Consider the following 22,485-nt stretch of genomic DNA (forward strand, 5'->3'; position numbering starts at 1 on the left):
GACGTGGGGCTCAGGCAGCAACGGGCTTGGCGGCCTTGGCCGCGTTCGCCGCTTTGCGTGCATTGATCTCGCCCAGGGCGCGTTTGTATTCGTTCGGGAACACCTTCACGAACTTGGCACGGGCCGTGGCCCAGTTGTCCAGCAACTCGCGTGCACGCTGGCTGCCGGTCCACTTGTGGTGGTCTTCCAGCAGTTTCTTCAGTTGCGCCTCATCGGCCTGGTCGCGGTGCCAGACCTTGCGGTCCACTTGGGCTTCTTGCTCAGCGGCTGAGAGCACTTTTTCCATGCTGACCATGGCCGTGTTGCAGCGCGAGGCGAACTCGCCGTCTTCGTCGTACACATAAGCGATACCGCCGCTCATGCCCGCACCGAAGTTGCGGCCAGTCTTGCCCAGCACTGCGACGGTGCCGCCGGTCATGTATTCGCATCCGTGATCGCCTGTGCCTTCCACCACGGCGGTGGCGCCCGACAGACGCACCGCAAAGCGTTCGCCGGCCACGCCCGCAAAGAAGGCCTCACCCGTGGTCGCGCCGTACATGACCGTGTTGCCCACGATGATGTTTTGCGAGGCCACGCCGCGGAACTCCAGGCTCGGGCGCACCACCACACGGCCACCCGACAAACCTTTGCCGGTGTAGTCGTTGGCTTCTCCGATCAAATACAGCGTGATGCCCTTGGCCAAGAATGCACCGAAGGACTGACCGCCTGTGCCTTCGAGTTGGATGCGCAGGGTGTCGTCCGGCAAACCTTCGGGATGCACCTTGGTCACAGCACCGGACAGCATGGCACCGACCGAGCGGTTCACGTTGCGGGCGACTTCCATGAACTGGACTTTCTCGCCCTTGTCGATGGCAGCGCGGCTTTTGGCGATCAGCACATTGTCCAGGGCTTTTTCCAAGCCGTGGTCTTGGGTGTCCACATGGCGCACGGCCACGGTGGAGGCCACTTGTGGCACGGCCAACAGACGACCAAAGTCAAGGCCCTTGGCTTTCCAGTGCGCCACACCACTCTTCATGTCCAGCAGGTCGGCGCGGCCCACCAGGTCGTCGAACTTGGCAATGCCGAGTTGGGCCATGATCTGGCGCACTTCTTCGGCGATGAAGAAGAAGTAGTTCACCACATGCTCGGGCTTGCCGGTGAACTTCTTGCGTAGTGTGGGGTCTTGGGTGGCCACGCCCACGGGGCAGGTGTTCAGATGGCATTTGCGCATCATGATGCAGCCCTCGACCACCAGGGGTGCGGTGGCGAAGCCGAACTCGTCCGCACCCAACAAGGCGCCAATGGCGACGTCGCGGCCGGTCTTCATCTGGCCGTCGGCCTGCACGCGGATGCGGCCACGCAAACCGTTGAGCACCAAGGTCTGCTGGGTTTCGGCCAAGCCGATTTCCCAAGGGCTGCCCGCGTGCTTGACCGACGACCAGGGCGATGCGCCCGTGCCGCCGTCGTGACCCGCGATCACAACGTGATCGGCCTTGCACTTGGCCACACCGGCGGCGATGGTGCCAACGCCGATTTCGGACACGAGCTTCACGCTGATGTCGCTGTGTGGGGCGACGTTCTTCAGGTCGTGGATCAGCTGGGCCAAGTCCTCGATCGAGTAGATGTCGTGGTGCGGTGGTGGCGAGATCAAACCGACACCGGGCACCGAGTGGCGCAGCTTGCCGATGTAGTCGGACACTTTGCCGCCAGGCAACTGACCGCCTTCACCGGGCTTGGCGCCCTGAGCCATCTTGATCTGAATTTGGTCAGCGCTCGAGAGGTATTCCGCCGTCACACCAAATCGGCCAGATGCCACCTGTTTGATGCGCGAACGCAGACTGTCTCCAGCGGCCAAAGGCATGTCCACTTCGACGTTTTCTTCACCGATGACGCTCTTGAGCGAATCGCCCAATTTGATGGGGATGCCCTTGAGCTCGTTGCGGTAACGGTTGGCGTCTTCGCCGCCTTCGCCGGTGTTGCTCTTGCCGCCGATGCGGTTCATGGCCACAGCCAGGGTGGCGTGTGCCTCGGTGGAAATCGAACCCAGCGACATCGCACCGGTGGCAAAACGCTTGACGATTTCGGCCGCAGGCTCAACCTGCTCCAGCGGGATGGCTTTGGAGGGGTCAATCTTGAACTCAAACAAGCCGCGCAGGGTCATGTGGCGCTTGCTTTGGTCGTTGATGATCTGCGCGTATTCCTTGTAGGTGCTGAAATTGTTGGCACGGGTGGAGTGCTGCAATTTGGCAATCGCGTCGGGCGTCCACATGTGCTCTTCGCCACGGGCACGCCAGGCGTACTCACCGCCTGCGTCCAGCATGGTGGCCAAAATGGGGTCGTCACCAAAGGCGGCGGTGTGCATGCGGAAGGCTTCTTCGGCGATCTCGAACACACCAATGCCCCCTACGCGGCTGGAGGTGCCGGTGAAGTACTTGTTGATGGTTTCGGTGTTGATGCCGATGGCTTCGAACAACTGCGCACCGCAGTAGGACATGTAGGTCGACACGCCCATCTTGGACATGATCTTGGACAGGCCCTTGCCAATCGCCTTGACGTAGTTGTAGATGGCCTTCTCGGCGGACAAATCACCCGGCAACTCTTTGTGCAGCGCAGCCAGGGTTTCCATCGCCAAGTAGGGGTGCACGGCTTCGGCGCCATAACCGGCCAGCACGGCGAAGTGGTGCACTTCGCGGGCAGTGCCAGTTTCAACCACCAAGCCTGCCGTGGTGCGCAGGCCAGCGGTGACCAGGTGCTGGTGGATGGCCGACAGCGCCAGCAGTGCGGGCACGGCCACTTGGGTGGCGTTCACACCACGGTCGCTGATGATCAGGATGTTGTGGCCGCCTTTGATGGCGTCCACGGCTTCGGCGCACAGCGAGGCCAGCTTGGCCTCCACGCCTTCACGGCCCCACAGCGCGGGGTAAGTGATGTCCAGCGTCGCGCTCTTGAATTTGCCCTTGGTGGCTTGCTCGATGTTGCGCAGCTTGGCCATGTCGGCAAAGTCCAGAATCGGCTGGCTCACCTCCAAGCGCATGGGCGGGTTGACCTGGTTGATGTCCAGCAAGTTCGGCTTGGGGCCAATGAAGGACACCAGCGACATCACAATCGCTTCGCGGATCGGGTCAATGGGCGGGTTGGTCACTTGCGCGAACAACTGCTTGAAGTAGTTGTAGAGCGGCTTGTTCTTGTCAGATAACACCGCCAATGGGCTGTCGTTGCCCATGGAGCCGATGGCTTCTTCACCGGCAGAGGCCATCGGGGCCAGCAGGAATTTGATGTCTTCTTGCGTGGTGCCAAAGGCTTGCTGCAAGTCGAGCAAGGGCACGTCGGAGGCGGCGGCTTGCACAGGCGCCTCGGCCACGTCGTCCAGTTTGACCCGCAGGTTTTCGATCCATTGCTTGTAGGGCTTGGCACTGGCCAAACCGGCCTTCAACTCTTCGTCGTTGATCATGCGGCCTTGTTCCAGATCGATCAGGAACATCTTGCCGGGCTGCAAGCGCCACTTGCGCACGATCTTGCTCTCAGGAATCGGCAGCACGCCGGTCTCGGAGCCCATGATGACCATGTCGTCGTCGGTGATGATGTAGCGCGAAGGACGCAGGCCGTTGCGGTCCAGCGTGGCGCCAATCTGGCGGCCGTCGGTGAACACGATCGAGGCGGGGCCGTCCCATGGCTCGAGCATGGCGGCGTGGTACTCGTAGAAGGCCTTGCGGCGCTCGTCCATGGTGGTGTGCTGTTCCCAAGGCTCTGGGATCATCATCATCACGGCCTGGCTGATGGGGTAACCCGCCATCGTCAAAAGTTCGAGGCAGTTGTCGAAAGTGGCGGTATCGGACTGACCGGCGAAGCTGATGGGGTAGAGCTTTTGCAAATCAGCGGCCAACACGGGGGAAGACATCACGCCTTCGCGGGCCTTCATCCAGTTGTAGTTGCCCTTGACGGTGTTGATCTCGCCGTTGTGCGCCACATAGCGGTAAGGGTGGGCCAGGGGCCACTCGGGGAAGGTGTTGGTGGAGAAACGCTGGTGCACCAGACCCAAAGCCGAGACGCAGCGCTCGTCTTGCAGGTCCAAGTAATAGGTGCCCACTTGGTCGGCCAGCAGCAAGCCCTTGTACACCGCGGTGCGGCTGGACATGCTGGGGATGTAGTACTCGTTGCTGTGCGTCAGGCGCAGGTTTTGAATGGCGGCGCTGGCGGTCTTGCGGATCACGTACAGCTTGCGCTCCAAGGCGTCTTGCACGATCACGTCAGCACCACGGCCAATGAAGATCTGGCGCATGACCGGCTCTTTTTCGCGCACGGTGGGCGACATGGGCATGTCGCGGTTCACAGGCACATCGCGCCAGCCGAGCACCACTTGGCCTTCGGCCTTGACCGCGCGCTCGAGTTCTTGCTCGCAAGCCATGCGTGAAGCATGCTCCTTGGGCAAGAACACCATGCCCACACCGTACTCACCAAAAGGCGGCAGCGCCACGCCCTGCTTGGCCATCTCGTCACGGTACAGCGCGTCGGGCAGCTGAATCAAGATACCGGCACCGTCGCCCATGAGCGCATCGGCCCCCACAGCACCCCGGTGGTCCAAGTTCTCCAGGATCTTGAGCGCTTGCGTCACGATGGCGTGGGTTTTATGCCCCTTGATGTGGGCCACGAAGCCAACACCGCAAGCGTCGTGCTCGTTGGCGGGGTCATACAGACCGGTCGATTGGAAATGTTCTTTTGCACTGGCCGAAGTCATGGGCGCTCCTAAGGGTTTTCACGCAGGTTGAAGAGTGTAGTGCACAGCAGCATCCATGCCAATCTTTTTAATTGGGGTCAGATCCCAATTAATTTTAATTTCAACTTGGCGCTGATTTAATTGGGGACAGATTCAAAGACCTGTCATTTTGACTGGGCGTCCCGCTCTGCCAGGCACCAAGCGCCGCTGGGTGACTTGCTGCAAGCCCGCCACAAAATCGGCCGACCCCAAGGCCCAGCCCGACAAGGCACTTTGGGTGAGTTGCTCCTTTTCACGTTGCGCAAGGCCGGTTTTCACCAACTCGGCATAAGCCGCCTCACGGGCAAAAGGCGTGTTGCCCAAGCCCCAAAACAGGGCATGCGGCGTCACCCATTTGTCACTCAACTGACCAATACAGTGCCTGTGACTGGACCATTTGAAGTCGGCAGGCTGCGCCACCATGCCTGCGCGCACGGGGTTGAGGTCGATGTACACCATGCACGCCAAAAGATAGCGCTCACTCTCAATCAGGTTGCTCCTGTAGCGGCCTTCCCACAAGGTGCCCGTGCGTTGGTGCCGCAAATTGAAGTAGCGCACATAGGCCCGACCCACCGCTTGCATCATGAGCGGCAGCCCTTCATCGGTTTCGGGCGTCAGCAGCAAATGGAAGTGGTTGTCCATGATCACGTAGGCATGGATGGCAACTTTGAAGTTGAGCGCGTGTTCTTGCCACAGCGCCAACAAGCGTTCGCGGTCCACATCGTCGCGCACGATGGCCTGACGATCGTTCCCGCGTTGGATGACGTGGTGAGGGTAAGCGGCAACGGTGAGGCGGGGCTGGCGGGCCATGGGGACTCCCTGAAAGAGACCCGCAGTTTAATTGGGATCTGACCCCAATTAAACGACCGCAATTGAATCCCCGCTCCAGGGTGACAGCCTCTGGGTGCGGGCGCCATTAAGCTTGGCCCATGCACAAGACAACACTTCGCATCGGCGCAGGCGCGGGTTATTCGGGTGACCGCATTGCACCCGCCGTGGAACTGGCCGAAAAGGGCGAGCTCGACTATCTGGTGTTCGAATGCCTGGCCGAGCGCACGATTGCCTTGGCGCAACTCGAACGCTCCAAAGACCCGGCGGCGGGTTTCGACCCGATGCTGGTCGCCCGCATGCGGGCCGTGCTGCCCGCCTGCATCCGTCAAGGCACCCGCATCATCAGCAACATGGGCGCGGCCAACCCGCTGCAGGCCGGTCACGCGGTGCTGGCCGTGGCACGTGAATTGGGCTTGCCGCAGGTCAAAGTGGCGGTGGTGCTGGGCGACGATGTGCTGGCCACCCTGACCCAATCCGGCAGGGCGTTGCCCGTGCTGGAGAGCACGCAAACTTTGGCCGACTTGCAGCCCCAGTTGATTTCGGCCAATGCCTATTTGGGGGCCGAAGCCCTGCTGCCCGCCTTGCAAACCGCCGCACAGGTCATCATCACCGGTCGTGTGGCCGACCCGGCGCTGTTTTTGGCGCCCTTGGTGCACCACTTTGGCTGGGCCGCAGACGACTGGCAAAGCTTGGGCCAAGGCATGCTGGTCGGGCATTTGCTGGAGTGTGCGGCGCAGATCACCGGCGGCTACTTTGCCGACCCGGGCTACAAGGATGTGCCCAACATGGCCCGGCTGGGTTTTCCGTTGGCCGAAGTCAGCACCTCGGGTGACGCCGTGATCACCAAAGTGGCGGGATCGGGCGGTTGCGTGACGGTGGCCACCTGCACGGAACAGCTGCTGTATGAAATCGAGAACCCCGCTCGCTACCTGCAGCCGGATGTGGTGGCGGATTTTTCTCAGGTGCAATTGACGCAACTGGGCCCGGACCGCGTGCAAGTCGCAGGCGGCAGCGGCCACCCACGCACCGACACGCTCAAAGTCACGCTGGGTTACCGCGACGGCTTCATTGGCGAAGGTCAAATCAGCTATGCGGGGCCGGGTGCGCAGGCGCGGGGACAACTCGCGCTGGATCTGGTGCGTCAACGGCTGGACGACGCCGGTTACGGCCAGTTCGAGGGCCGATACGACCTGATCGGTGTGAACGCCATCTTCGGGCCTTCCAGCCCAGCACAGCCGGAACCTGCCGAAGTGCGTGCCCGCGTGGCCCTGCGCGTGCCCACTTTGCAACACGCCCAGCATGTGGCGCACGAAGTCGAGGCGCTCTACACCAACGGCCCGGCCGGTGGCGGCGGCGCTACCCGCTCGGTGCGCGAAGTCATCGCGGCTGCTGCCGTGCTCATGCCGCGCAGCGCCGTGCACACCTCCACCCTGCTGCTCAACGCCGAAGGCCACTGACATGCTGCTGCGCGACATTGCCCACACCCGCACGGGCGACAAAGGCAACCGTTCCACCTTGTCGGTCATCGCTTACGACAAAAAGGACTTTGCCCTGCTGGAAAAACACCTGAGCGCCGAACGCGTGCAAGCCCACTTTGCGGGCACGGTGCATGGCCCGCTAGAACGCTACGCCCTGCCCCAACTGGGCGCACTCAACTTTGTCATGCACCAATCGCTGGGCGGCGGCGTGACCCGCTCGCTGGCCCTGGACGCCCACGGGAAATGCCTGAGTGCGCACCTGCTGACTTTTGTGATTGAATGATTTTTTGACCCACTGGAGAACCCATGAAACGTTTGCGCATCGCCTCTTTGTTGTCTGCCGCACTGGGCCTCGGCCTGGTGGCCACCCAAGCCATGGCACAGGCCTACCCCAACAAACCCATCAAGGCTGTGGTGCCCTTTGCCGCTGGCAGCGCCACCGACCAAATCGGCCGCGCCTTTGCCCAAAAAATGTCCGAAGTTTTGGGTCAGCCTGTGGTGGTGGAAAACAAGGCGGGCGTGAATGGCATGCTGGGGGCTGACGCGGTGGCCAAATCGGCCCCGGACGGGTACACCCTCCTGATCGGCACCAACAGCACCAACGCGGCGCTGAAAAGCCTGATGAAAAAGCTGCCCTACGACCAAGACACCGCCTTTGCGCCCGTGGCTTACATGGGCTCGGTGCCGCTGATCGTGGCGGTGAACAACGACGTGCCGGCCAAAACGCTCAAAGAGTTTGTGGACTTGGCCAAATCCAAGCCCACACAAATCACCTTTGCCAGTGCCAGCACCTCGCAATTGGTGTCCAGTGAAGTGCTCTCCAGCATGGCTGGCATCCAGATGACCAACGTGCCCTACAAAAGCGGCCCTGCCGCCATGACCGACCTGATTGGCGGTCAAGTGAACATGTTCAGTGCTGACTTTGCTGTGATGCTGCCTCAGGTCAAGGCCGGCAAGATCCGCGGCCTGGCCGTCACCTCCACCCAGCGCTCCAAAGCCATCCCCGAGCTGCCCACTGTGAACGAAGCCCTGGGCCTGAAGGACTATGAGCTGATCGCCTATTTTGCGGTCTTTGCCCCGGCAGGTACACCCGCCGACATCGTCAACAAACTCAACGCCGCTGTGAACGCTGCGGCCACCGACAAGACCATTCTGGAACGCTTCTCGGCCCTGGGCTTTGAAACTGCGCCCGCTTCGGCGGAGGCATTGGCACAACGCTCCAAGGCCGAAACCGCCAAATGGGCCAAGGCCATTCGCGACGCGAAGATTGAGCCGCAATAAGGCCTTTGGTGTCTGCTGCGCGCCAGGTCAGACCCCTTCTGATCTTGCGACCAGCGGGTACCTGCCCCCCATCAGCGCCTCCACACCAAACTCCTTCAGCAGCGCCAACAGGCGCTCGCCGGAGGCGCGTTTTTTCTGGCCGGTGTACCTGGCCAAGATCAACTCGTTTTTCATGCTGTGCTCCCAGCCCACCAGCTCGGTCACGGTGACCGAATAGCCCTGAGATTCGAGGTACAGACAGCGCAGCACGTTGGTCAGCTGACTGCCCATTTCTCGGGTATGCAAGGGGTGACGCCACAGTTCGGCCAAAGGTGTGCGCTGCAAATGGAGGGCTTTGTTCTGGTTGAGGGCTCGGGCCAGCTCGGCCTGGCAGCAAGGCACCAGCACCATGAAGCGGGCTTTCTTTTGCAGGCCAAAGGCGATGGCGTCGTCGGTGGCGGTGTCGCAGGCGTGCAAGGCAGTCACCACATCGATCTGTACGGGCAGTTCACCACTTTGCGTCGATTCGGCCACGCTCACGTTCAAAAAACGCATGCGCTCAAAGCCCAACTTTTGGGCCAGTGCTTTGGACGATTCCACCAGCTCGCTGCGCGTCTCAATGCCGTAGATCGTGCCCTGGCCCAGCGCCTTGAAAAACAGGTCGTAAATGATGAAACCCAGATACGACTTGCCAGCGCCGTGATCGGCCAGTGTCGGGCCGCTGTCGCTGGCGGGCAACTCTTGGAGCAGCTTTTCGATGAACTGGAACAGGTGGTAGACCTGCTTGAGCTTGCGGCGCGAGTCCTGGTTGAGCTTGCCGTCGCGGGTCAGGATGTGCAGCTGCTTGAGCAGCTCGACCGACTGGCCGGGGCGCACTTCAGGCGGCAGCTGGGATGGGGCGTTGCCGGTGACTGTTTGCTTTTTCATGGGCTGGGACCCACATCCAGCTTTTTCCAGCCCTCGGCACCCAGTTTGTCCATCGTCTCGATGTTGCTTTCGTAAATCATCTCGGCCTCTGGGAAAGCCTCCACCGCACGGTCGATGCTTTCCTCGCGCAGCAAGTGCAGCGTGGGGTAAGGCGAGCGGTTGGTGAAATTGCCCATGTCGTCAGGCTCGGTGTCAGCAAACTGGAACTGCGGGTGAAAACTCGCGACCTGGAACACGCCCTCCATGTCCAGCTCCTGCAACACGGCATCGGCTTCGTCCAGAAAGTCGTTGAACTCCAGAAAATCCTGCAGCATCTGCGGCACGATCAAGAGCACGGTCTCACGCTCTTCGGCGGGCATAGCGGCCAGAGCCTGCAGCTGCTCCATCAGCTCGTCGCGCAAGCCTTCGAGGCCCTTGGCCTCGCTCAGCACGTAATGGATTTGGCCCTTGACGTGCGGGGCTTTGGCAAAGGGGCACAGGTTCAGGCCAATCACAGCGCGTTCGAGCCAGCGCACGGTGTCGGCAATTTCGGGGGTGTTCATGTCGGTCATGGACGAGATTGTGCCTGCGTGAGCCGTCGCCCAATGGCCCAAGCCAGCACGGCCCCTGCCATGCAACAGCCGACCGAGACGAGCGGCGTCAGCTGCCAGCCGCCCGCGCGCGCAGCCACAGCCGCCACCACGGGGGGGCCGACGAACTGGCCCAAGGCGGAGAGCTGTTGTACCCAGCCCACAGTGGTGGCCACTTGCTGATCGCCCGGGGCCAGGCGCACGGCCAAACTGAACAAGGTGCCCGGCACCAAGCCGCCCATGCCCGAAAACAGCAACAAACCGGCAAAACGCCACCAAGGCAGGGTTTCGGTGAAAGGCGCAAAGGCCACCGTGCTGCCCAGCGCCATGGCGCCAAAGCCCAGCCACAGGGTTGCGCGCGGTGCCCAACCGCGCTGCAGCAATCGGCCTGAGGCCAGGTTGCCCACGATGTTGACCGCTGCAGCCAAGGCCGTGAGCACGCCCAGCAACGCAGCGCTCAGGCCTGCTGCAGCGTAAATCGATGGCAAGAAACCCACCACCGCCAGCCACTGACCTGAATACATGCAAAAGGTCAGTGCCACCAGCCATGGACCCGGGGCACTCAGAGTGCGGCGCAAGCGCTGCCAGGGCCTCTGCGCAGCCGCGTCAACAGAGGCCATCGGATCGGCGGGCACGCAGCGCACCATCCAAACAGCCATGCCCAAAGACAAGAGCGCAAACGCCCCCCACCAAGCGCCCCAGCCCCAAGCCGGGATGAACAATGGCCCGATCAGCAATGCCAAGGCCGTGCCGGTAGGCATGTATGCGCCCCACACACCGAGCATGCCGGGCAATTGGGCGGGCGGCACCAGACGGCGGATCAAGGCGGGGGCGGGCAAAGCCACCAGCAAAAAACCCAGACCTTCCAGGGCCCGCAGCGCCAGCAAGGCGCTCACCGAGTTGGCGAATGCCCCCAAGCCACTGGCGATCGCCAGCAAGCACAGGCCCCGCACCATGCTGCGCTTCAGGCCCATGCCATCGGCCCACAGGCCCATGAAAACGGCCAAACTCATGCCAGCGAGTTGCACCATGGACAACAGAAAACCCGACTGCACCAGCGTCAGGCCAAGCTCAGCCTGCAAGGCAGGCAAAGCCGGAGGGAGCTTGCCCACCTGCAAAGCAGCCACGCCGCCCGCGGCAACCACCAACCAAGCCTTGCCGTATGGAGAAAAGGACTTGTGAACCGTCACAGCCACATCGCGACCATGGCGCCGCGCCCAAACCGGGGCTGCCCTACCCCAGTCACAACAACCTGCGCCCCGTCAGGCGTTCGTGTTCGCGCAGGGCGAAGCGGTCGGTCATGCCGGCAATGTAGTCGGCCACCGCGCGGTGCAGGTCGGTGTTGGCAGCGAAGTCGGCCGACATCTCCGAGGGCTGCGCCACGTAAACGGCAAACAACTCGCGCACCACCTGCTGCGCCTGGCCGGTGGTCTGCATGACCTGCGGGTGGCGGTAGAGCTGCGCGAATAAAAACCTTTGGAGTTCACGGCTACGCACCTTCATCTCGGTGCTGAAAGCCACCAAAGGCCCAGCTTGGCGGGCTTCGTCCAGCGTGCGCACACCCGCTTGGACCACCGCAAGTCGGGTGGTGTTGATCACGTCATAAACCTGGTCGCTCAGCATGCGGCGGATGGTTTCGTACAAGAGGCGACGCGGCTTGGTCGACAAGCCGGGATGCTCGGCCAATGTTTGCTGGTGGTAGTGCGCAAACAGCTCAACTTGCAGCAGTTGCTCGATGCTGATCAGCCCGGAGCGCACGCCGTCATCGATGTCGTGCGCGTTGTAGGCAATGGCGTCGGCCAGGTTGCACAGCTGCGCCTCCAAACTGGGCTGGGTGCGGTCGATGAAGCGCCGCCCCACCCCGCCCGGCTCGGTCCGTTCCAGATGCTCGGCGTTGGCGCGCGAGCAGTGTTTGAGCACACCCTCGCGGGTTTCAAAACTCAAGTTGAGGCCGTCAAACGCCGGGTAGCGCTCTTCGAGCTGGTCGACCACGCGCAGGCTTTGCAGGTTGTGCTCAAAGCCGCCGTGCTCGGCCATGCATTCGTTCAGCGTGTCTTGCCCCGCGTGCCCAAAAGGCGTGTGGCCCAGATCGTGCGCCAACGCCACGGCCTCGACCAAATCTTCGTTCAGGCCCAACGCCCGAGCAATCGAGCGGCCCAGCTGCGCAACTTCGAGCGAGTGCGTCAGGCGCGTGCGGAACAAATCGCCTTCGTGGTTGAGGAACACCTGTGTTTTGTAGACCAGCCGCCGGAACGCGGTGGAGTGCACGATTCGGTCCCGGTCACGCTGAAAAGCGTTGCGCGTGGGCGCGGGGGCTTCAGCAAACCGTCGACCCCGGGTTTGCGCCGGGTCGCAAGCCAGCGGCGACAGGCTGGTCTGAACAGGTGAGGAACCCACGGGCAAATCCAATGACTCTGCAAACATGCTTCAGGCGCAGCAGGCGTTGATCACTTCGCGCACCATCGCGTCAGGCGCACCGCACACGCTGGCTTTGCCAGGCCCGTCGATCAACACAAACTGGATGTCGCCACCGATGGCTTTTTTATCCAGCCGCATGTGTTCGATGTAATGGCCCGCGTTGTCGGCCGCGTCAATGACCGGGCCGCGAACTGGCAAGCCTGCGCGCACGATCAAGGCCCGCAAACGGGCCACAAAAGCGGCGTCCACTTTGCCCAAACGCTGCGAGAGTTCCGCCGCCATGACCATGCCGCAGCCCACGGCTTCGCCGTGCAGCCAGACGCCGAAACCCAAACCCGCCTCGATGGCGTGACCGAAGGTGTGGCCAAAATTCAGGATGGCCCGCAGGCCCGCTTCGCGCTCGTCTTGACCCACCACCCAGGCCTTGATCTCGCAGCTGCGCTGGACGGCATGTGCCAGCGCGGCCGGGTCTTGGGCGATGAGCGCATCGATGTTCGCCTCGATCCAGTCGAAGAAGGCCATGTCGGCAATCGGGCCGTATTTGATGACCTCGGCCAAACCCGCGCTCAGCTCACGCGGGGGCAAGGTGGTCAAGGTGTTCAGGTCGCACACCACACGCACCGGCTGGTAGAACGCGCCGATCATGTTTTTGCCCAGCGGGTGGTTGATGGCGGTCTTGCCGCCCACCGACGAGTCGACCTGCGACAAAAGCGTGGTCGGCACCTGCACAAAGGGCACGCCGCGCATGTAGCTCGCCGCCGCAAAGCCGGTCATGTCGCCGATCACGCCACCGCCCAAGGCAAACAGCACCGTCTTGCGGTCACAGCCTTTGGCCAGCAGCGCGTCAAAAATCAGGTTCAGGGTCGGCCAGTCTTTGTGCGCTTCGCCATCGGGCAGCACCACGGTGTGCACCTGTTTGTAATGCGGGGCAATCGCACTGCGCAAGGCCGCCTCGTACAGCGGGGCAATCGTGTCGTTGGTCACGATCATGGCCGTCTGGGCCTTGGGCAAGCCAGCCCAGGTTTCAGGCCGACTCAGCAGGCCTTGGCCAATGTGGATGTCGTAACTGCGGTCGGCCAGCGAAATGGCCACCGTTGAGGTGGGGGTGATGGACTCGGACATAACCCCCAAGTGTAGGCGCTCAGGGCCGTGGTGGGGGCGGTGGTGAGGCTGGCGCGCGCGACACATGAGGACCTGCCAGCTCCAATTGCATGGTGATCATGTTGACCAAGGTGGCCACAGAGGGTCGGCCTGTCTCGATGACGAAATGCGCAGCTTCGCGGTACAAAGGGTCGCGCGCCTCAAACAAGGTTCGCAATCGGTTCAAGGGATCGTCCACCTGCAACAGCGGGCGGGCTTGGTCGTGGCGCACACGGCGAAACACATCTTCGGGCGAGGACCGCAGGTACACCACTTGGCCCCGCTCATGCAAACGGCGGCGATTGATGGGACGCAACACAGCCCCCCCCCCGGTGGCGATCACGCCCTCATGGGTTTGGGTCAACTCGTCGAGCACCTGTTGCTCCACGTCGCGAAAGCTGTCTTCGCCTTCGCGGGCAAAAAACTCCCGTATCGAGCAACCCAGTTGGTGCTCGATCACATGGTCAGAGTCCACAAACGGCAGATCCAACCGGCGTGCCAATTGTCGGCCGATGGTGGTTTTGCCCGAACCTGGAAGGCCCACAAAGATGATGCTCAAGGAAATCTCACACTGAAAAAGCAGCCGGGGACACCTTGGAAGCGACCCGCCTTTGGAATGCTTGGAGTGTATTCGACCTGCTGCAGGTCACTGCGGCGATGGCCGTGCCCATGGCCTAAGGCGGTCGGCTCTGGGCAGAAGCGTTGGCCGGGTCATCGGCGACCACACGGGGGGTTAAAAAAATCAGCAACTCACTTTTGCGTTGGTTCTGCTCACGTTTTTTAAACAACCAACCCAAACCTGGCACCTCCCCCAAACCGGGGACTTTGGCATCGTCGTTGCGACGGATTTCCTCGTAAATACCCCCCAGCACCACCGTACCCCCATCCTCCACGCGCACTTGGGTTTTCACATGCTTGGTGTTGATGGCATAGCCCGCGGGCGTGTTTTGCCCCACGCTGTCGCGGTTCACATCCACATCCAAAACCACCGAACCATCGGGGGTGATCTGAGGCGTCACCTCCAGCTTGAGGTTGGCCTTTCTGAACGAGATGGCAGTCACCCCATTGCCTGCGGCGGTCAAATAGGGCAACTCGGTGCCTTGCTCGATGAGCGCTTTGGTCTGGTCGGCCGTCACCACCCGAGGGCGCGAAACCACCTTGCCCAGCCCAGCAGTCTCCAAGGCCGAAATCTCGACATTGATGAATTGGTCGGCCGCGGCGCTGAACAGCGAGACCGCAAACGTCGCCGGGGTGTTGACTGTTTGCCCCGCCATGCCCGCGGGCAAGTTGACTTGATTGCCCGCCGAAGTCCCGGCTGCGGCTGACTGGTTGCTGGCGCCTACAGCCAAGGTGCCCGAGCGCCCCTGGACCTTCATGGGGATCGCCAGGCCGGTGCCCAGCCGCACCCCGAGCGACTGGCCAAACTGGTCGTCGGCCTCGACGATCCTGGCCTCGATCAAGATTTGCCGCACGGGCACATCCAGCAACACCAGCATTTTTTGCAGCTCTTGCAAACGTGCGGGCATGTCCAATATGAAGAGTTGGTTGGTGCGGGGTTCGGCCAAAACACTGCCGCGGCCACTCAACCACCGCCCAGCGCTGCTGCCTGCCGCTGTGCCTTGCAAGCGCTGAGCCACTTCGGTTGCACGGGCGTACTGCAAACGCACCGACAGCATCTGCATGGGAATGACCGACTCCAAGGCCGCTTGGGCTTCCAGCTGCTTTTTTTCTCGCATTGCCCACTCGCCCTGTGGCGCAACCCACAGCACACGGCCCTCTTGCCGGGCAACCAAGCCTTTCGATTGCAGCACAATGTCCAGCGCTTGCTGCCAATGCACACCGTTCAACCGCACGCTGACAGGCCCCGTCACGCTCTCGCTGGGCACCAAATGCAGGCCTGAAAAATCGGCAAACACCTGCAACAAAGCTTTGATGTCGATGTTTTGAAAGTTCAAACTGATGGGCTTGTCAGGGGCTGGGAAAGCCAGAGCATCGGAGGGTTTGACCCCATCCAAGGCGTGGGGCATTGCTTGACCCTGGGTTTGCGCCAAGCCCATGCCTGACAGGCTCACGCACACCAGCCACATGCTCATCTGAACGCCTGTTGGGTTGCGTGGGGTCATGGGGCTGGACTCCCGGTTGTTTGGAGCGAAACTTGGCTTGGGGGTGCCACATGGACAGCGGAGGACAACGGGCCACCCGATCGGGCATCGGGATGCGCTTGAGCCCAGGTCAGTTCACGCCATGCACCATGGCCCAAGCGCAAATGCACCGCCTTGTCACTGATCTCAGCCACCCGGTATCCCTCCAGCGCGACACGTTGACCGAGCCGCACCGTGACCGTGTGCGATCCGGCCGACAAAAGGGCCAGCCGCTCGCCTCCGTGTTGCCAGACACCTGCCAAGCGGATGCGGGCCAAAGGCCATTGCTGCGGATCTTCGGGCAAATTCGCCAAACTGGCGGCGTCGGCTGCGGCAGCATCCGCGCCAGAAGCCGTCGAGCGCCCATCCGCCTTGCCGGGATTCACACCGGCCTCTGCAGCAAGGCTTGGGGCAAACAAGGCGGTGCGCCAACGATCTGCTGGCCCTCTGCGCGGAAGTGCAGGCCCCCAACCATCGGCCAGCCCCCGTTCATCCAGCGACTGCGTTTCAGGCAGACGCATCCAGAAACGCATCACCGCATCGATTTGCACTTCGCCGGGTGGGTCGACGGGCACCACGCTGATGCGCTCGATGGCGCACAGGGGTCCATGCTCGGCGCACGCCGCCCAGACCCGTGCCCAATCTTCGAAACGCCCCAACACCCGCCAGGCGGCCACATGGCTGACCAAGCTTGCGCCCCGTCCCGCCTCGCCGTTGGACGGCAGCGCTTGCAAAGACTGCAGCCGCAAATCATGCGCTGCCAAAGCCTGCTGCCACAAGGTCCAGAGGGTTTCGGGCCGGCTCGAAACAGGCAAAGCGCCCCAAAGGCGCTGCACCTGGACCGAAGAAAGGCCGTTTGGGGCCGACACTGCCGCAGGCGTGGGAGCGGACAGGCCTGAAGCCACCTCTGCCAATGTCTGCTCCAACCGCGCTTGCGCCTCAAGAGCGGTGGCGTAGGCCTCCCCCACTTCAGGTTGCGCCAGCCCCATGCCACTCAGACCCAACGCCAGACCAGCGCAGGCATAACCCCACTGGCGCAACCAACGCTCAGCCAGTCGTTGCAGATGCGGCCACCCCCATGCAGCCGATGGCCAAGCAGCCAGCCGCGTCCAGGTGGTCCGGGTGATGGGTTTCATGGCTTGGCTTTCTCCACCCCGCCAGCCTGGCCCAGTCGGACACCCTGAAGAACAGGCCACGTGCTCTCCCAGACAAACCGCACTTGGGAAGCAGGTCCGGTGCTCAGGTCTTTGAGGCTCACAGCCAGCCCCCACTGCTCGGACAGGTTTTGCCGCGCAACGGCCATGTCCTCGAAGCGCTTGAACGCCCCGTGCCATGTCACATGGTCAGCATCCGACTGCATGCGCGACAGTCTCAGCCCCTCCTCGGCCATGTCCAGCAAGCGTTCATGCACGCTCATCCAGGCCTGTTGGTGCAGGGCAATTTTTTGCAAGAGCGCGGCTTGCGCCATTTGCACACGCTGTCGGGTTTGCTGTTGTGCAGCGACCTGGGCCTGGTGCGTGCGCGCCAGCCAGGCCGATTGCAACTGGCTGTTCGCCTGTTGCAAGCGCAGTGTCTCGGCCTTTTGCCATTGCTGCCCAAGCCAAGCCAGCAAGCAGCCCACCAGCAGCCCCGCCACACTGCTCCAGCAACGGTGGAACACTTTGCGCTGCTGGGCCTGGCCAGGGTGGCTCAACAGATTAAAAGGGCGCATCACTGCCAAGCCTTCAGCGCCAAACCGGCAGCCACCAACCGTGCACGGGCCTGCGTACGCATGAATTTTTCCAGGGCTTGCGCCATGGTTTCGTCGGACTCCTCTGGAGGCTGCGCCCAGTCTGCTGGCGACGTCGCCCAGCACCTGTCTGAGTGAAATTGCCAGTCTTGCGGCGCTTGGGTCAACAAGCTGAGCGATCCCCCCTTCAAAGCGCGCAGGCCCCGCTGCGCCGCTTCGTGTTCGGGTTCGACGGCCGCCAAGCGCCAACCCGCAGCGCGGATGCAGTTTTTGAACACCCCCATTTGGGCTTGCGCACAGCCCACCCAGTGGACCCGCCGCACCAAGCCGTCGCTGGCCTTGGCGGGGACAAAATCAAAGTTCACCTCGTCAGGTGCCAATTGCAAAGCATGCGCCACCTCCAGCTGCACCTCGAAGATCCAATCCTCCTGCGCAAGATCGGCTGGAAAATCCATGAAACCCTCTTGGACGAGGTCGCTGGGCAAAGCCATGTTCAGCCGCTGATGTGAACGGCCACGAGTGCCACGGGCGCCCCGCTGTTGGCGCAAATGCGCGCTCAAACCACTCAGCTCCGTCATGCCCGATTCGATCGGGATGCGCCACGTGGTCAAGGTGTCAACCTTGACCAAAGCACGGCTTTGCCGGCTCAAGCCGGCCAAAACCCAAGCACCGTCACCGGGTGCCATGCCCCAGGCATGGTGAACGGCCCCTCGGGCCCACCGATGCCACCAATGCGCCAAAGCCTGCATGCTGTGCCTCCCTGAAGGCGGGCGGATCCGTCTTCCCTGCCGTGCAGTTTTGTAACATGAATCTGCTTGATTGGACCGTTTTAAAAACAAAATAGTTCTTTTTTGAATTTCACCTCCTCGAGACGTCAAGCTGATATTTTTATAATGCCTTGGCAGCTCGCACCTTGCTGGCTGCCCCCAAAGCCCACCTATGCCCGCCAACCACAACGCTTCTCCAGAAAAACACAGCCCCTCGGCACTTGGCCGTGCAGGGGGTCCCCTGTCGTGGGCCCTCAAATTGGGCGCATGGGCCGTGGGCCTGGCCGTCGCAGGGTTTGCCGCCTTGCTGTTGGTGGTGGGGGTTGCCATGGTCATGGCCTATCCGAACTTGCCGGACATCTCTGACTTGGCCGACTACAAACCCAAGCTGCCGCTGCGTGTGTTCACGGCCGATGGCCAGTTGATGGGCGAGTTTGGTGAAGAGCGCCGCAACCTCACACCCATCAAAGACATCCCTCAGGTGATGAAAGATGCGGTGTTGTCGATCGAGGACAACCGCTTTTACCAACACGGCGGCGTCGACTATTTGGGCATTTTGCGCGCAGGCATTGCCAACTTGGGCCGCATGAAAAGTCAAGGCGCATCGACCATCACCATGCAGGTCGCCCGCAACGTCTACCTGTCCTCTGAAAAAACCTACACCCGCAAAATTTATGAAATATTGCTGACCTACAAACTCGAACACATGCTGACCAAGGACCAGATCCTGGAGATCTACATGAACCAGATCTTCCTGGGCAATCGGGCTTATGGGTTCGCGTCCGCCGCTGAAACTTACTTTGGCAAACCGCTCAAAGACATCACCATCGCCGAAGCGGCCATGCTGGCGGGCTTGCCCAAAGCACCCTCGGCCTACAACCCCATCAGCAACCCCAAACGCGCGCGCTCACGGCAGCTCTACATCATCGAGCGGATGGAGGACAACCAGTACATCACGGCGGCACAGGCCAAAGCGGCCAAATCCGAGCCGCTCAAATTGCGCTCGGCCTCGGACAAAAAAATCCTGCACGCCGAATATGTGGCTGAAACCGTGCGCCAAATGGTTTTTGCCCAGTACGGCCAAGACACCTACACGCGCGGTTTGAACGTTTACACCACCGTGCAATCGACGGAGCAAATGGCGGCCTACAAGGCCTTGCGCCAAGGCATCATGGATTTCGAGCGCCGCCAGATTTACCGGGGCCCCGAAAAGTTCATAGACCTGCCGACCGATCCCAAAAAGCTGGATGACGCCATCGATGACGCCTTGGAAGAACACCCTGACAATGGCGACGTGTTGTCGGCTGTGGTGCTCGAAGCCTCGCCACGTAAAGTGGTGGTGATTCGCCAAAACGGTGAGCAAATCACCCTCTCGGGCGACGGCCTCAAGCCCGCGCAATCGGGACTGTCCGACAAAACACCACCGGCCAAACAGGTGCGCAAAGGCGCTTTGGTCCGCATCACGCAAACCCCCAAAGGTGCCTGGGAAATCACCCAACTGCCCGAAGTAGAAGGCGCGCTGGTGGCCATCACACCGCAAACAGGCGCCATCCGCGCCTTGGTCGGAGGCTTTGACTTTGCCAAAAACAAATTCAACCATGTCACGCAGGCCTGGCGACAGCCTGGCTCCAGCTTCAAACCCTTCATTTACTCGGCGGCTTTGGAAAAAGGCTTCACCCCAGCCACCATGGTCAACGATGCCCCCTTGTTTTTTGACAGCGGGGTCACCGGTGGACAACCTTGGGAGCCCAAGAACTACGACGGCAAATTTGACGGCCTCATGAGTCTGCGCACAGGCTTGGCCAAATCTAAAAACATGGTCTCGATTCGCATCCTGCAGGCTGTTGGGGCCCGCCCTGCGCAAGAGTGGGTGACCCGTTTTGGCTTTGATGAAGACAAACACCCCGCATTTTTGACCATGGCACTGGGTGCGGGCTCGGTGACCCCGATGCAGATGGCGACCGGTTACGCCGTCTTTGCGAATGGCGGGCACTTGGTGCAACCTCACTTGATCACCCGCATCACCGACTTCAAAGACCGCGTACTGGTCGAAAGCCCCGCGGTCGCTCAACTGGATGAACCCTCGGTCATCCCCGCACGAAACGCCTTTGTCATGACCAGTTTGCTGCAAGAGGTCACGCGATCAGGCACCGCAGCACGCGCCCAGGGCACGCTCAAAAGACCAGACATTTACGGCAAAACCGGCACCACCAACGATGCGATGGATGCTTGGTTTGCAGGCTATCAAACCAACTTGGCGGCCGTGGTCTGGATTGGTTACGACACCCCCCGCAAACTGGGCGACCGGGAAACGGGCGGCGGCTTGAGTTTGCCGGTATGGATCAGTTTCATGGAAACCGCTTTGCGAAATGTGCCGGTTTCTGAGCCGCCGGTGCCTGAGGGTGTCGTCAATGTGAGCGGCGATTGGATGTACGAGGAATACGCCAAGGGCGGGGGCATCAGCAGCTTGGGTGCTGGCAACGACAGTTCCGGTAAATCACCCAATGCCGCACTGCCCCCCGCTGATGAACGCAACCGGATTTTGGACTTGTTCAGGAACTGAATGGGCGCGGCCAGACCCCCCGGCCTGAGCCAGAAAAGCCGCCTGGATTTCAGGGCTTGAAAGACAAGGCTTGCCCCGCCTGTTCAGAGGCATAGCGGGACAAGCTGGCCCAAAATTCACCTTGCCCTTTGGTGTCCAACCAGTGCACACCGTCAAACTTGTAATGAAAGCCCCCGCAGCGCGCTGCCAACCACACCTCATGCAAGGGCTTTTGCAGATTGATGACGATCTGACTGCGGTTGGGAAAAGTCAGTGTCACCATACCGCCCACTCGCTGGTTGTCGATGTCCGCGTCGGTGTCGTCGTTGAGGCGATCGCTGCTGAGTTCGACGCCCGACAGCAGGCGCTCAGCGTGGTCCAGAAATTCGAGGTCGGTCATTACAATCGCAGCATGTTGAAGATCCTCCAGATTCTAGTCATGGCGCATGCCCTTGTTGGCGGTGCGGCGATGCTGAGCGCTTGCGGGCAAAAAGGCCCTTTGGTCTTGCCCAGCACACCGGATTCTGCAGGACGGGCCACCTTGCCCGAGACGCTGTCGCCATGGCGTGGGCGCTTTGCACCCAAGGCCAATACCAACGCCCCTGTCCCTACCCCACCTGTCGCACCGTCGGCAACCTCCACCTCTTCCCCATGAACGCACCTGTTACACACCATGGCCTGCCAGGCCAACCTCATGTTGCCTATGCGGGCGACCAACTGATGGTCGAGGGCGTTCGCTTGTCGGACCTGGCCCGCGAACACGGCACCCCCTTGTTTGTGTATTCCAAAGCGGCCATGCTGTCGGCCCTTGCCGCTTACGAGCGCGGTTTTGCTGGGCGCCAGGCACAAATTTGCTACGCCATGAAAGCCAACTCAACCCTGGCCGTGTTGCAGGTGTTTGCCGAAGCGGGTTGTGGTTTTGACACCGTCTCAGGTGGCGAGCTGGCCCGGGTGTTGGCCGCAGGCGCTGATCCGTCGAAGGTGATTTTTTCGGGCGTGGGCAAAACCCGCGCCGAAATGAAGCAAGCCCTGCAAGTGGGCATTGGCTGCTTCAACGTGGAAAGCGAAGCGGAGCTGGACGTGCTGAGTGAAGTGGCCGTCAGTTTGGGCAAGCAAGCCCCGGTCAGTTTGCGGGTGAACCCCAACGTGGACGCCAAGACGCACCCCTACATCTCCACCGGCCTGAAAGGCAACAAATTCGGCATTGCCCACGAAGACAGCCTGCGTGCGTATCGCCACGCGGCCAGTCTGCCCGGCCTCAAAGTGGTGGGCATCGACTGCCACATCGGCTCGCAGATCACCGAGACCACCCCCTATCTGGACGCCATGGACCGCGTGCTGGACTTGGTGGGCGAGATCGAAGCGGCCGGCATTCCGATTCACCACATCGACTTTGGCGGCGGCTTGGGCATCAACTACAACGGTGACACCCCACCCGAAGCCGACGCGCTGTGGGCGCAATTGCTGGCCAAACTGGATGCACGTGGCTATGGACAGCGCCAAATCATGATCGAGCCCGGCCGCTCCTTGGTGGGCAATGCGGGCGTGTGCCTGACCGAGGTGCTGTACCTCAAACCCGGCGAACAAAAGAACTTTTGCATCGTCGACGCCGCCATGAACGACCTGCCCCGCCCAGCCATGTACCAGGCCTTCCACCAGATCGTGCCGGTTTCGCCGCATTCAGGGGACAGCGTGGTCTACGACGTGGTGGGCCCGGTGTGCGAGAGCGGCGACTGGATCGGCCGAGACCGCGAACTGCGGCTAACAGCCGGTGACGTGTTGGCTGTGTTGTCCGCAGGCGCTTACTGCATGAGCATGGCCAGCAATTACAACACCCGGGGTCGCGCCGCTGAAATCCTGGTTGATGGCACCCAAGCCCACCTGATCCGCCAACGGGAATCGGCGTTCGACACCTTTGCGCTGGAGCAGCTGGTCTGACCCAGACAGGCCG

19 protein-coding genes are annotated in these 22,485 nt (G+C 61.7%); 6 read left to right on the forward strand and 13 right to left on the reverse strand.

The genetic code is table 11. The features are described from left to right. Nucleotides 1-10 precede the first annotated feature (10 nt). Both ACHEXK_RS12365 and ACHEXK_RS12370 read right to left on the reverse strand, forming a co-directional pair. On the reverse strand, nt 11-4,714 hold the full coding sequence (locus ACHEXK_RS12365) for a glutamate synthase-related protein (protein ID WP_416546596.1): 4,704 nt from the start codon (nt 4,712-4,714) through the stop codon (nt 11-13). A gap of 132 nt (nt 4,715-4,846) precedes the next feature. Continuing rightward, on the reverse strand, nt 4,847-5,542 hold the full coding sequence (locus tag ACHEXK_RS12370) for a transposase (RefSeq protein WP_416546598.1): 696 nt from the start codon (nt 5,540-5,542) through the stop codon (nt 4,847-4,849). A 119-nt stretch (nt 5,543-5,661) separates the two neighbouring features. On the opposite strand from ACHEXK_RS12370, the gene ACHEXK_RS12375 reads away from it, so the two are divergent. Genes ACHEXK_RS12375 through ACHEXK_RS12385 form a run of 3 tightly spaced genes read left to right on the forward strand, consistent with a single transcriptional unit; the run spans nt 5,662 to nt 8,322 of the window. After that, nucleotides 5,662-7,020 (forward strand): acyclic terpene utilization AtuA family protein, encoded by a 1,359-nt coding sequence (locus ACHEXK_RS12375; RefSeq protein ID WP_416546600.1) that lies wholly within the window; start codon nt 5,662-5,664, stop codon nt 7,018-7,020. 1 nt (nt 7,021) lies between these two features. Beyond that, complete coding sequence (locus ACHEXK_RS12380; protein WP_416546602.1) at nt 7,022-7,324, forward strand: hypothetical protein; 303 nt, start codon at nt 7,022-7,024, stop codon at nt 7,322-7,324. A 23-nt stretch (nt 7,325-7,347) separates the two neighbouring features. Then, on the forward strand, nt 7,348-8,322 hold the full coding sequence (locus ACHEXK_RS12385) for a Bug family tripartite tricarboxylate transporter substrate binding protein (protein ID WP_416546604.1): 975 nt from the start codon (nt 7,348-7,350) through the stop codon (nt 8,320-8,322). A gap of 27 nt (nt 8,323-8,349) precedes the next feature. Here the strand turns inward: ACHEXK_RS12385 and ACHEXK_RS12390 are convergent, their stop codons facing one another. The 10 genes from ACHEXK_RS12390 to ACHEXK_RS12435 all read right to left on the reverse strand — a co-directional run bounded on the left by ACHEXK_RS12390 (nt 8,350) and on the right by ACHEXK_RS12435 (nt 17,974). Next, nucleotides 8,350-9,228, reverse strand: coding sequence for a class I SAM-dependent methyltransferase (locus ACHEXK_RS12390; RefSeq protein WP_416546606.1), 879 nt, complete (start codon nt 9,226-9,228; stop codon nt 8,350-8,352). After that, nucleotides 9,225-9,779 (reverse strand): DUF1415 domain-containing protein, encoded by a 555-nt coding sequence (locus ACHEXK_RS12395; protein WP_416546608.1) that lies wholly within the window; start codon nt 9,777-9,779, stop codon nt 9,225-9,227. The genes ACHEXK_RS12390 and ACHEXK_RS12395 overlap by 4 nt, the downstream gene beginning before the upstream one ends. Next, a complete protein-coding gene (locus tag ACHEXK_RS12400; protein ID WP_416546610.1) occupies nt 9,776-10,987 on the reverse strand; it encodes a CynX/NimT family MFS transporter in 1,212 nt (403 codons plus the stop codon). The genes ACHEXK_RS12395 and ACHEXK_RS12400 overlap by 4 nt, the downstream gene beginning before the upstream one ends. A 52-nt stretch (nt 10,988-11,039) precedes the next feature. Then, on the reverse strand, nt 11,040-12,221 hold the full coding sequence (locus ACHEXK_RS12405; protein WP_416546612.1) for a deoxyguanosinetriphosphate triphosphohydrolase: 1,182 nt from the start codon (nt 12,219-12,221) through the stop codon (nt 11,040-11,042). Between the two features lie 3 nt (nt 12,222-12,224). Then, nucleotides 12,225-13,337, reverse strand: coding sequence for a 3-dehydroquinate synthase (gene aroB / locus ACHEXK_RS12410; protein WP_416546614.1), 1,113 nt, complete (start codon nt 13,335-13,337; stop codon nt 12,225-12,227). 19 nt (nt 13,338-13,356) lie between these two features. Continuing rightward, nucleotides 13,357-13,914, reverse strand: a complete 558-nt coding sequence (locus tag ACHEXK_RS12415; protein ID WP_416546616.1) for a shikimate kinase — start codon at nt 13,912-13,914, stop codon at nt 13,357-13,359. A 115-nt stretch (nt 13,915-14,029) separates the two neighbouring features. After that, nucleotides 14,030-15,478 (reverse strand): type IV pilus secretin PilQ, encoded by a 1,449-nt coding sequence (locus ACHEXK_RS12420; RefSeq protein ID WP_416546618.1) that lies wholly within the window; start codon nt 15,476-15,478, stop codon nt 14,030-14,032. Continuing rightward, entirely contained in the window at nt 15,475-16,632 is a 1,158-nt protein-coding gene (locus ACHEXK_RS12425) for a hypothetical protein (RefSeq protein WP_416546620.1), read from the reverse strand. Before ACHEXK_RS12425 ends, ACHEXK_RS12420 begins: the two co-directional genes overlap by 4 nt. Next, nucleotides 16,629-17,207: a hypothetical protein gene (locus ACHEXK_RS12430; protein WP_416546622.1), complete on the reverse strand. Its 579-nt coding sequence runs from the start codon at nt 17,205-17,207 to the stop codon at nt 16,629-16,631. Before ACHEXK_RS12430 ends, ACHEXK_RS12425 begins: the two co-directional genes overlap by 4 nt. Next, nucleotides 17,207-17,974, reverse strand: coding sequence for a hypothetical protein (locus ACHEXK_RS12435; RefSeq protein ID WP_416546624.1), 768 nt, complete (start codon nt 17,972-17,974; stop codon nt 17,207-17,209). Before ACHEXK_RS12435 ends, ACHEXK_RS12430 begins: the two co-directional genes overlap by 1 nt. Nucleotides 17,975-18,164: 190 nt before the next feature. On the opposite strand from ACHEXK_RS12435, the gene ACHEXK_RS12440 reads away from it, so the two are divergent. Then, nucleotides 18,165-20,555 (forward strand): penicillin-binding protein 1A, encoded by a 2,391-nt coding sequence (locus tag ACHEXK_RS12440; protein WP_416546626.1) that lies wholly within the window; start codon nt 18,165-18,167, stop codon nt 20,553-20,555. Nucleotides 20,556-20,604: 49 nt separating this feature from the next. Here the strand turns inward: ACHEXK_RS12440 and cyaY are convergent, their stop codons facing one another. Then, nucleotides 20,605-20,934 (reverse strand): iron donor protein CyaY, encoded by a 330-nt coding sequence (cyaY, locus tag ACHEXK_RS12445; RefSeq protein ID WP_416546628.1) that lies wholly within the window; start codon nt 20,932-20,934, stop codon nt 20,605-20,607. Nucleotides 20,935-20,946: 12 nt separating this feature from the next. On the opposite strand from cyaY, the gene lptM reads away from it, so the two are divergent. Both lptM and lysA read left to right on the forward strand, forming a co-directional pair. Next, the gene (lptM, locus tag ACHEXK_RS12450) at nt 20,947-21,189 is read left to right on the forward strand and encodes an LPS translocon maturation chaperone LptM (RefSeq protein WP_416546630.1); all 243 of its coding nucleotides are present in this window, start codon (nt 20,947-20,949) and stop codon (nt 21,187-21,189) included. Further along, the gene (lysA, locus tag ACHEXK_RS12455) at nt 21,186-22,472 is read left to right on the forward strand and encodes a diaminopimelate decarboxylase (RefSeq protein ID WP_416546632.1); all 1,287 of its coding nucleotides are present in this window, start codon (nt 21,186-21,188) and stop codon (nt 22,470-22,472) included. The genes lptM and lysA overlap by 4 nt, the downstream gene beginning before the upstream one ends. Nucleotides 22,473-22,485: the final 13 nt, after the last annotated feature.

It is taken from the genome of Limnohabitans sp. DCL3, from assembly GCF_048019295.1.
Lineage (GTDB): Bacteria > Pseudomonadota > Gammaproteobacteria > Burkholderiales > Burkholderiaceae_C > Limnohabitans_A.

Excerpts from the sequence above, each read along its gene's own strand:
- ACHEXK_RS12380 (WP_416546602.1), top strand. The coding sequence starts at position 7,022 with ATGCTGCTGCGCGACATTGCCCACACCCGCACGGGCGACAAAGGCAAC.
- ACHEXK_RS12370 (WP_416546598.1), bottom strand. The coding sequence starts at position 5,542 with ATGGCCCGCCAGCCCCGCCTCACCGTTGCCGCTTACCCTCACCACGTC.
- ACHEXK_RS12425 (WP_416546620.1), bottom strand. The coding sequence starts at position 16,632 with ATGAAACCCATCACCCGGACCACCTGGACGCGGCTGGCTGCTTGGCCA.
- ACHEXK_RS12430 (WP_416546622.1), bottom strand. The coding sequence starts at position 17,207 with ATGCGCCCTTTTAATCTGTTGAGCCACCCTGGCCAGGCCCAGCAGCGC.
- ACHEXK_RS12390 (WP_416546606.1), bottom strand. The coding sequence starts at position 9,228 with ATGAAAAAGCAAACAGTCACCGGCAACGCCCCATCCCAGCTGCCGCCT.
- ACHEXK_RS12440 (WP_416546626.1), top strand. The coding sequence starts at position 18,165 with ATGCCCGCCAACCACAACGCTTCTCCAGAAAAACACAGCCCCTCGGCA.
- ACHEXK_RS12395 (WP_416546608.1), bottom strand. The coding sequence starts at position 9,779 with ATGACCGACATGAACACCCCCGAAATTGCCGACACCGTGCGCTGGCTC.
- ACHEXK_RS12435 (WP_416546624.1), bottom strand. The coding sequence starts at position 17,974 with ATGCAGGCTTTGGCGCATTGGTGGCATCGGTGGGCCCGAGGGGCCGTT.
- ACHEXK_RS12420 (WP_416546618.1), bottom strand. The coding sequence starts at position 15,478 with ATGACCCCACGCAACCCAACAGGCGTTCAGATGAGCATGTGGCTGGTG.
- ACHEXK_RS12385 (WP_416546604.1), top strand. The coding sequence starts at position 7,348 with ATGAAACGTTTGCGCATCGCCTCTTTGTTGTCTGCCGCACTGGGCCTC.
- lysA (WP_416546632.1), top strand. The coding sequence starts at position 21,186 with ATGAACGCACCTGTTACACACCATGGCCTGCCAGGCCAACCTCATGTT.
- ACHEXK_RS12365 (WP_416546596.1), bottom strand. The coding sequence starts at position 4,714 with ATGACTTCGGCCAGTGCAAAAGAACATTTCCAATCGACCGGTCTGTAT.
- aroB (WP_416546614.1), bottom strand. The coding sequence starts at position 13,337 with ATGTCCGAGTCCATCACCCCCACCTCAACGGTGGCCATTTCGCTGGCC.
- cyaY (WP_416546628.1), bottom strand. The coding sequence starts at position 20,934 with ATGACCGACCTCGAATTTCTGGACCACGCTGAGCGCCTGCTGTCGGGC.
- lptM (WP_416546630.1), top strand. The coding sequence starts at position 20,947 with ATGTTGAAGATCCTCCAGATTCTAGTCATGGCGCATGCCCTTGTTGGC.
- ACHEXK_RS12375 (WP_416546600.1), top strand. The coding sequence starts at position 5,662 with ATGCACAAGACAACACTTCGCATCGGCGCAGGCGCGGGTTATTCGGGT.
- ACHEXK_RS12405 (WP_416546612.1), bottom strand. The coding sequence starts at position 12,221 with ATGTTTGCAGAGTCATTGGATTTGCCCGTGGGTTCCTCACCTGTTCAG.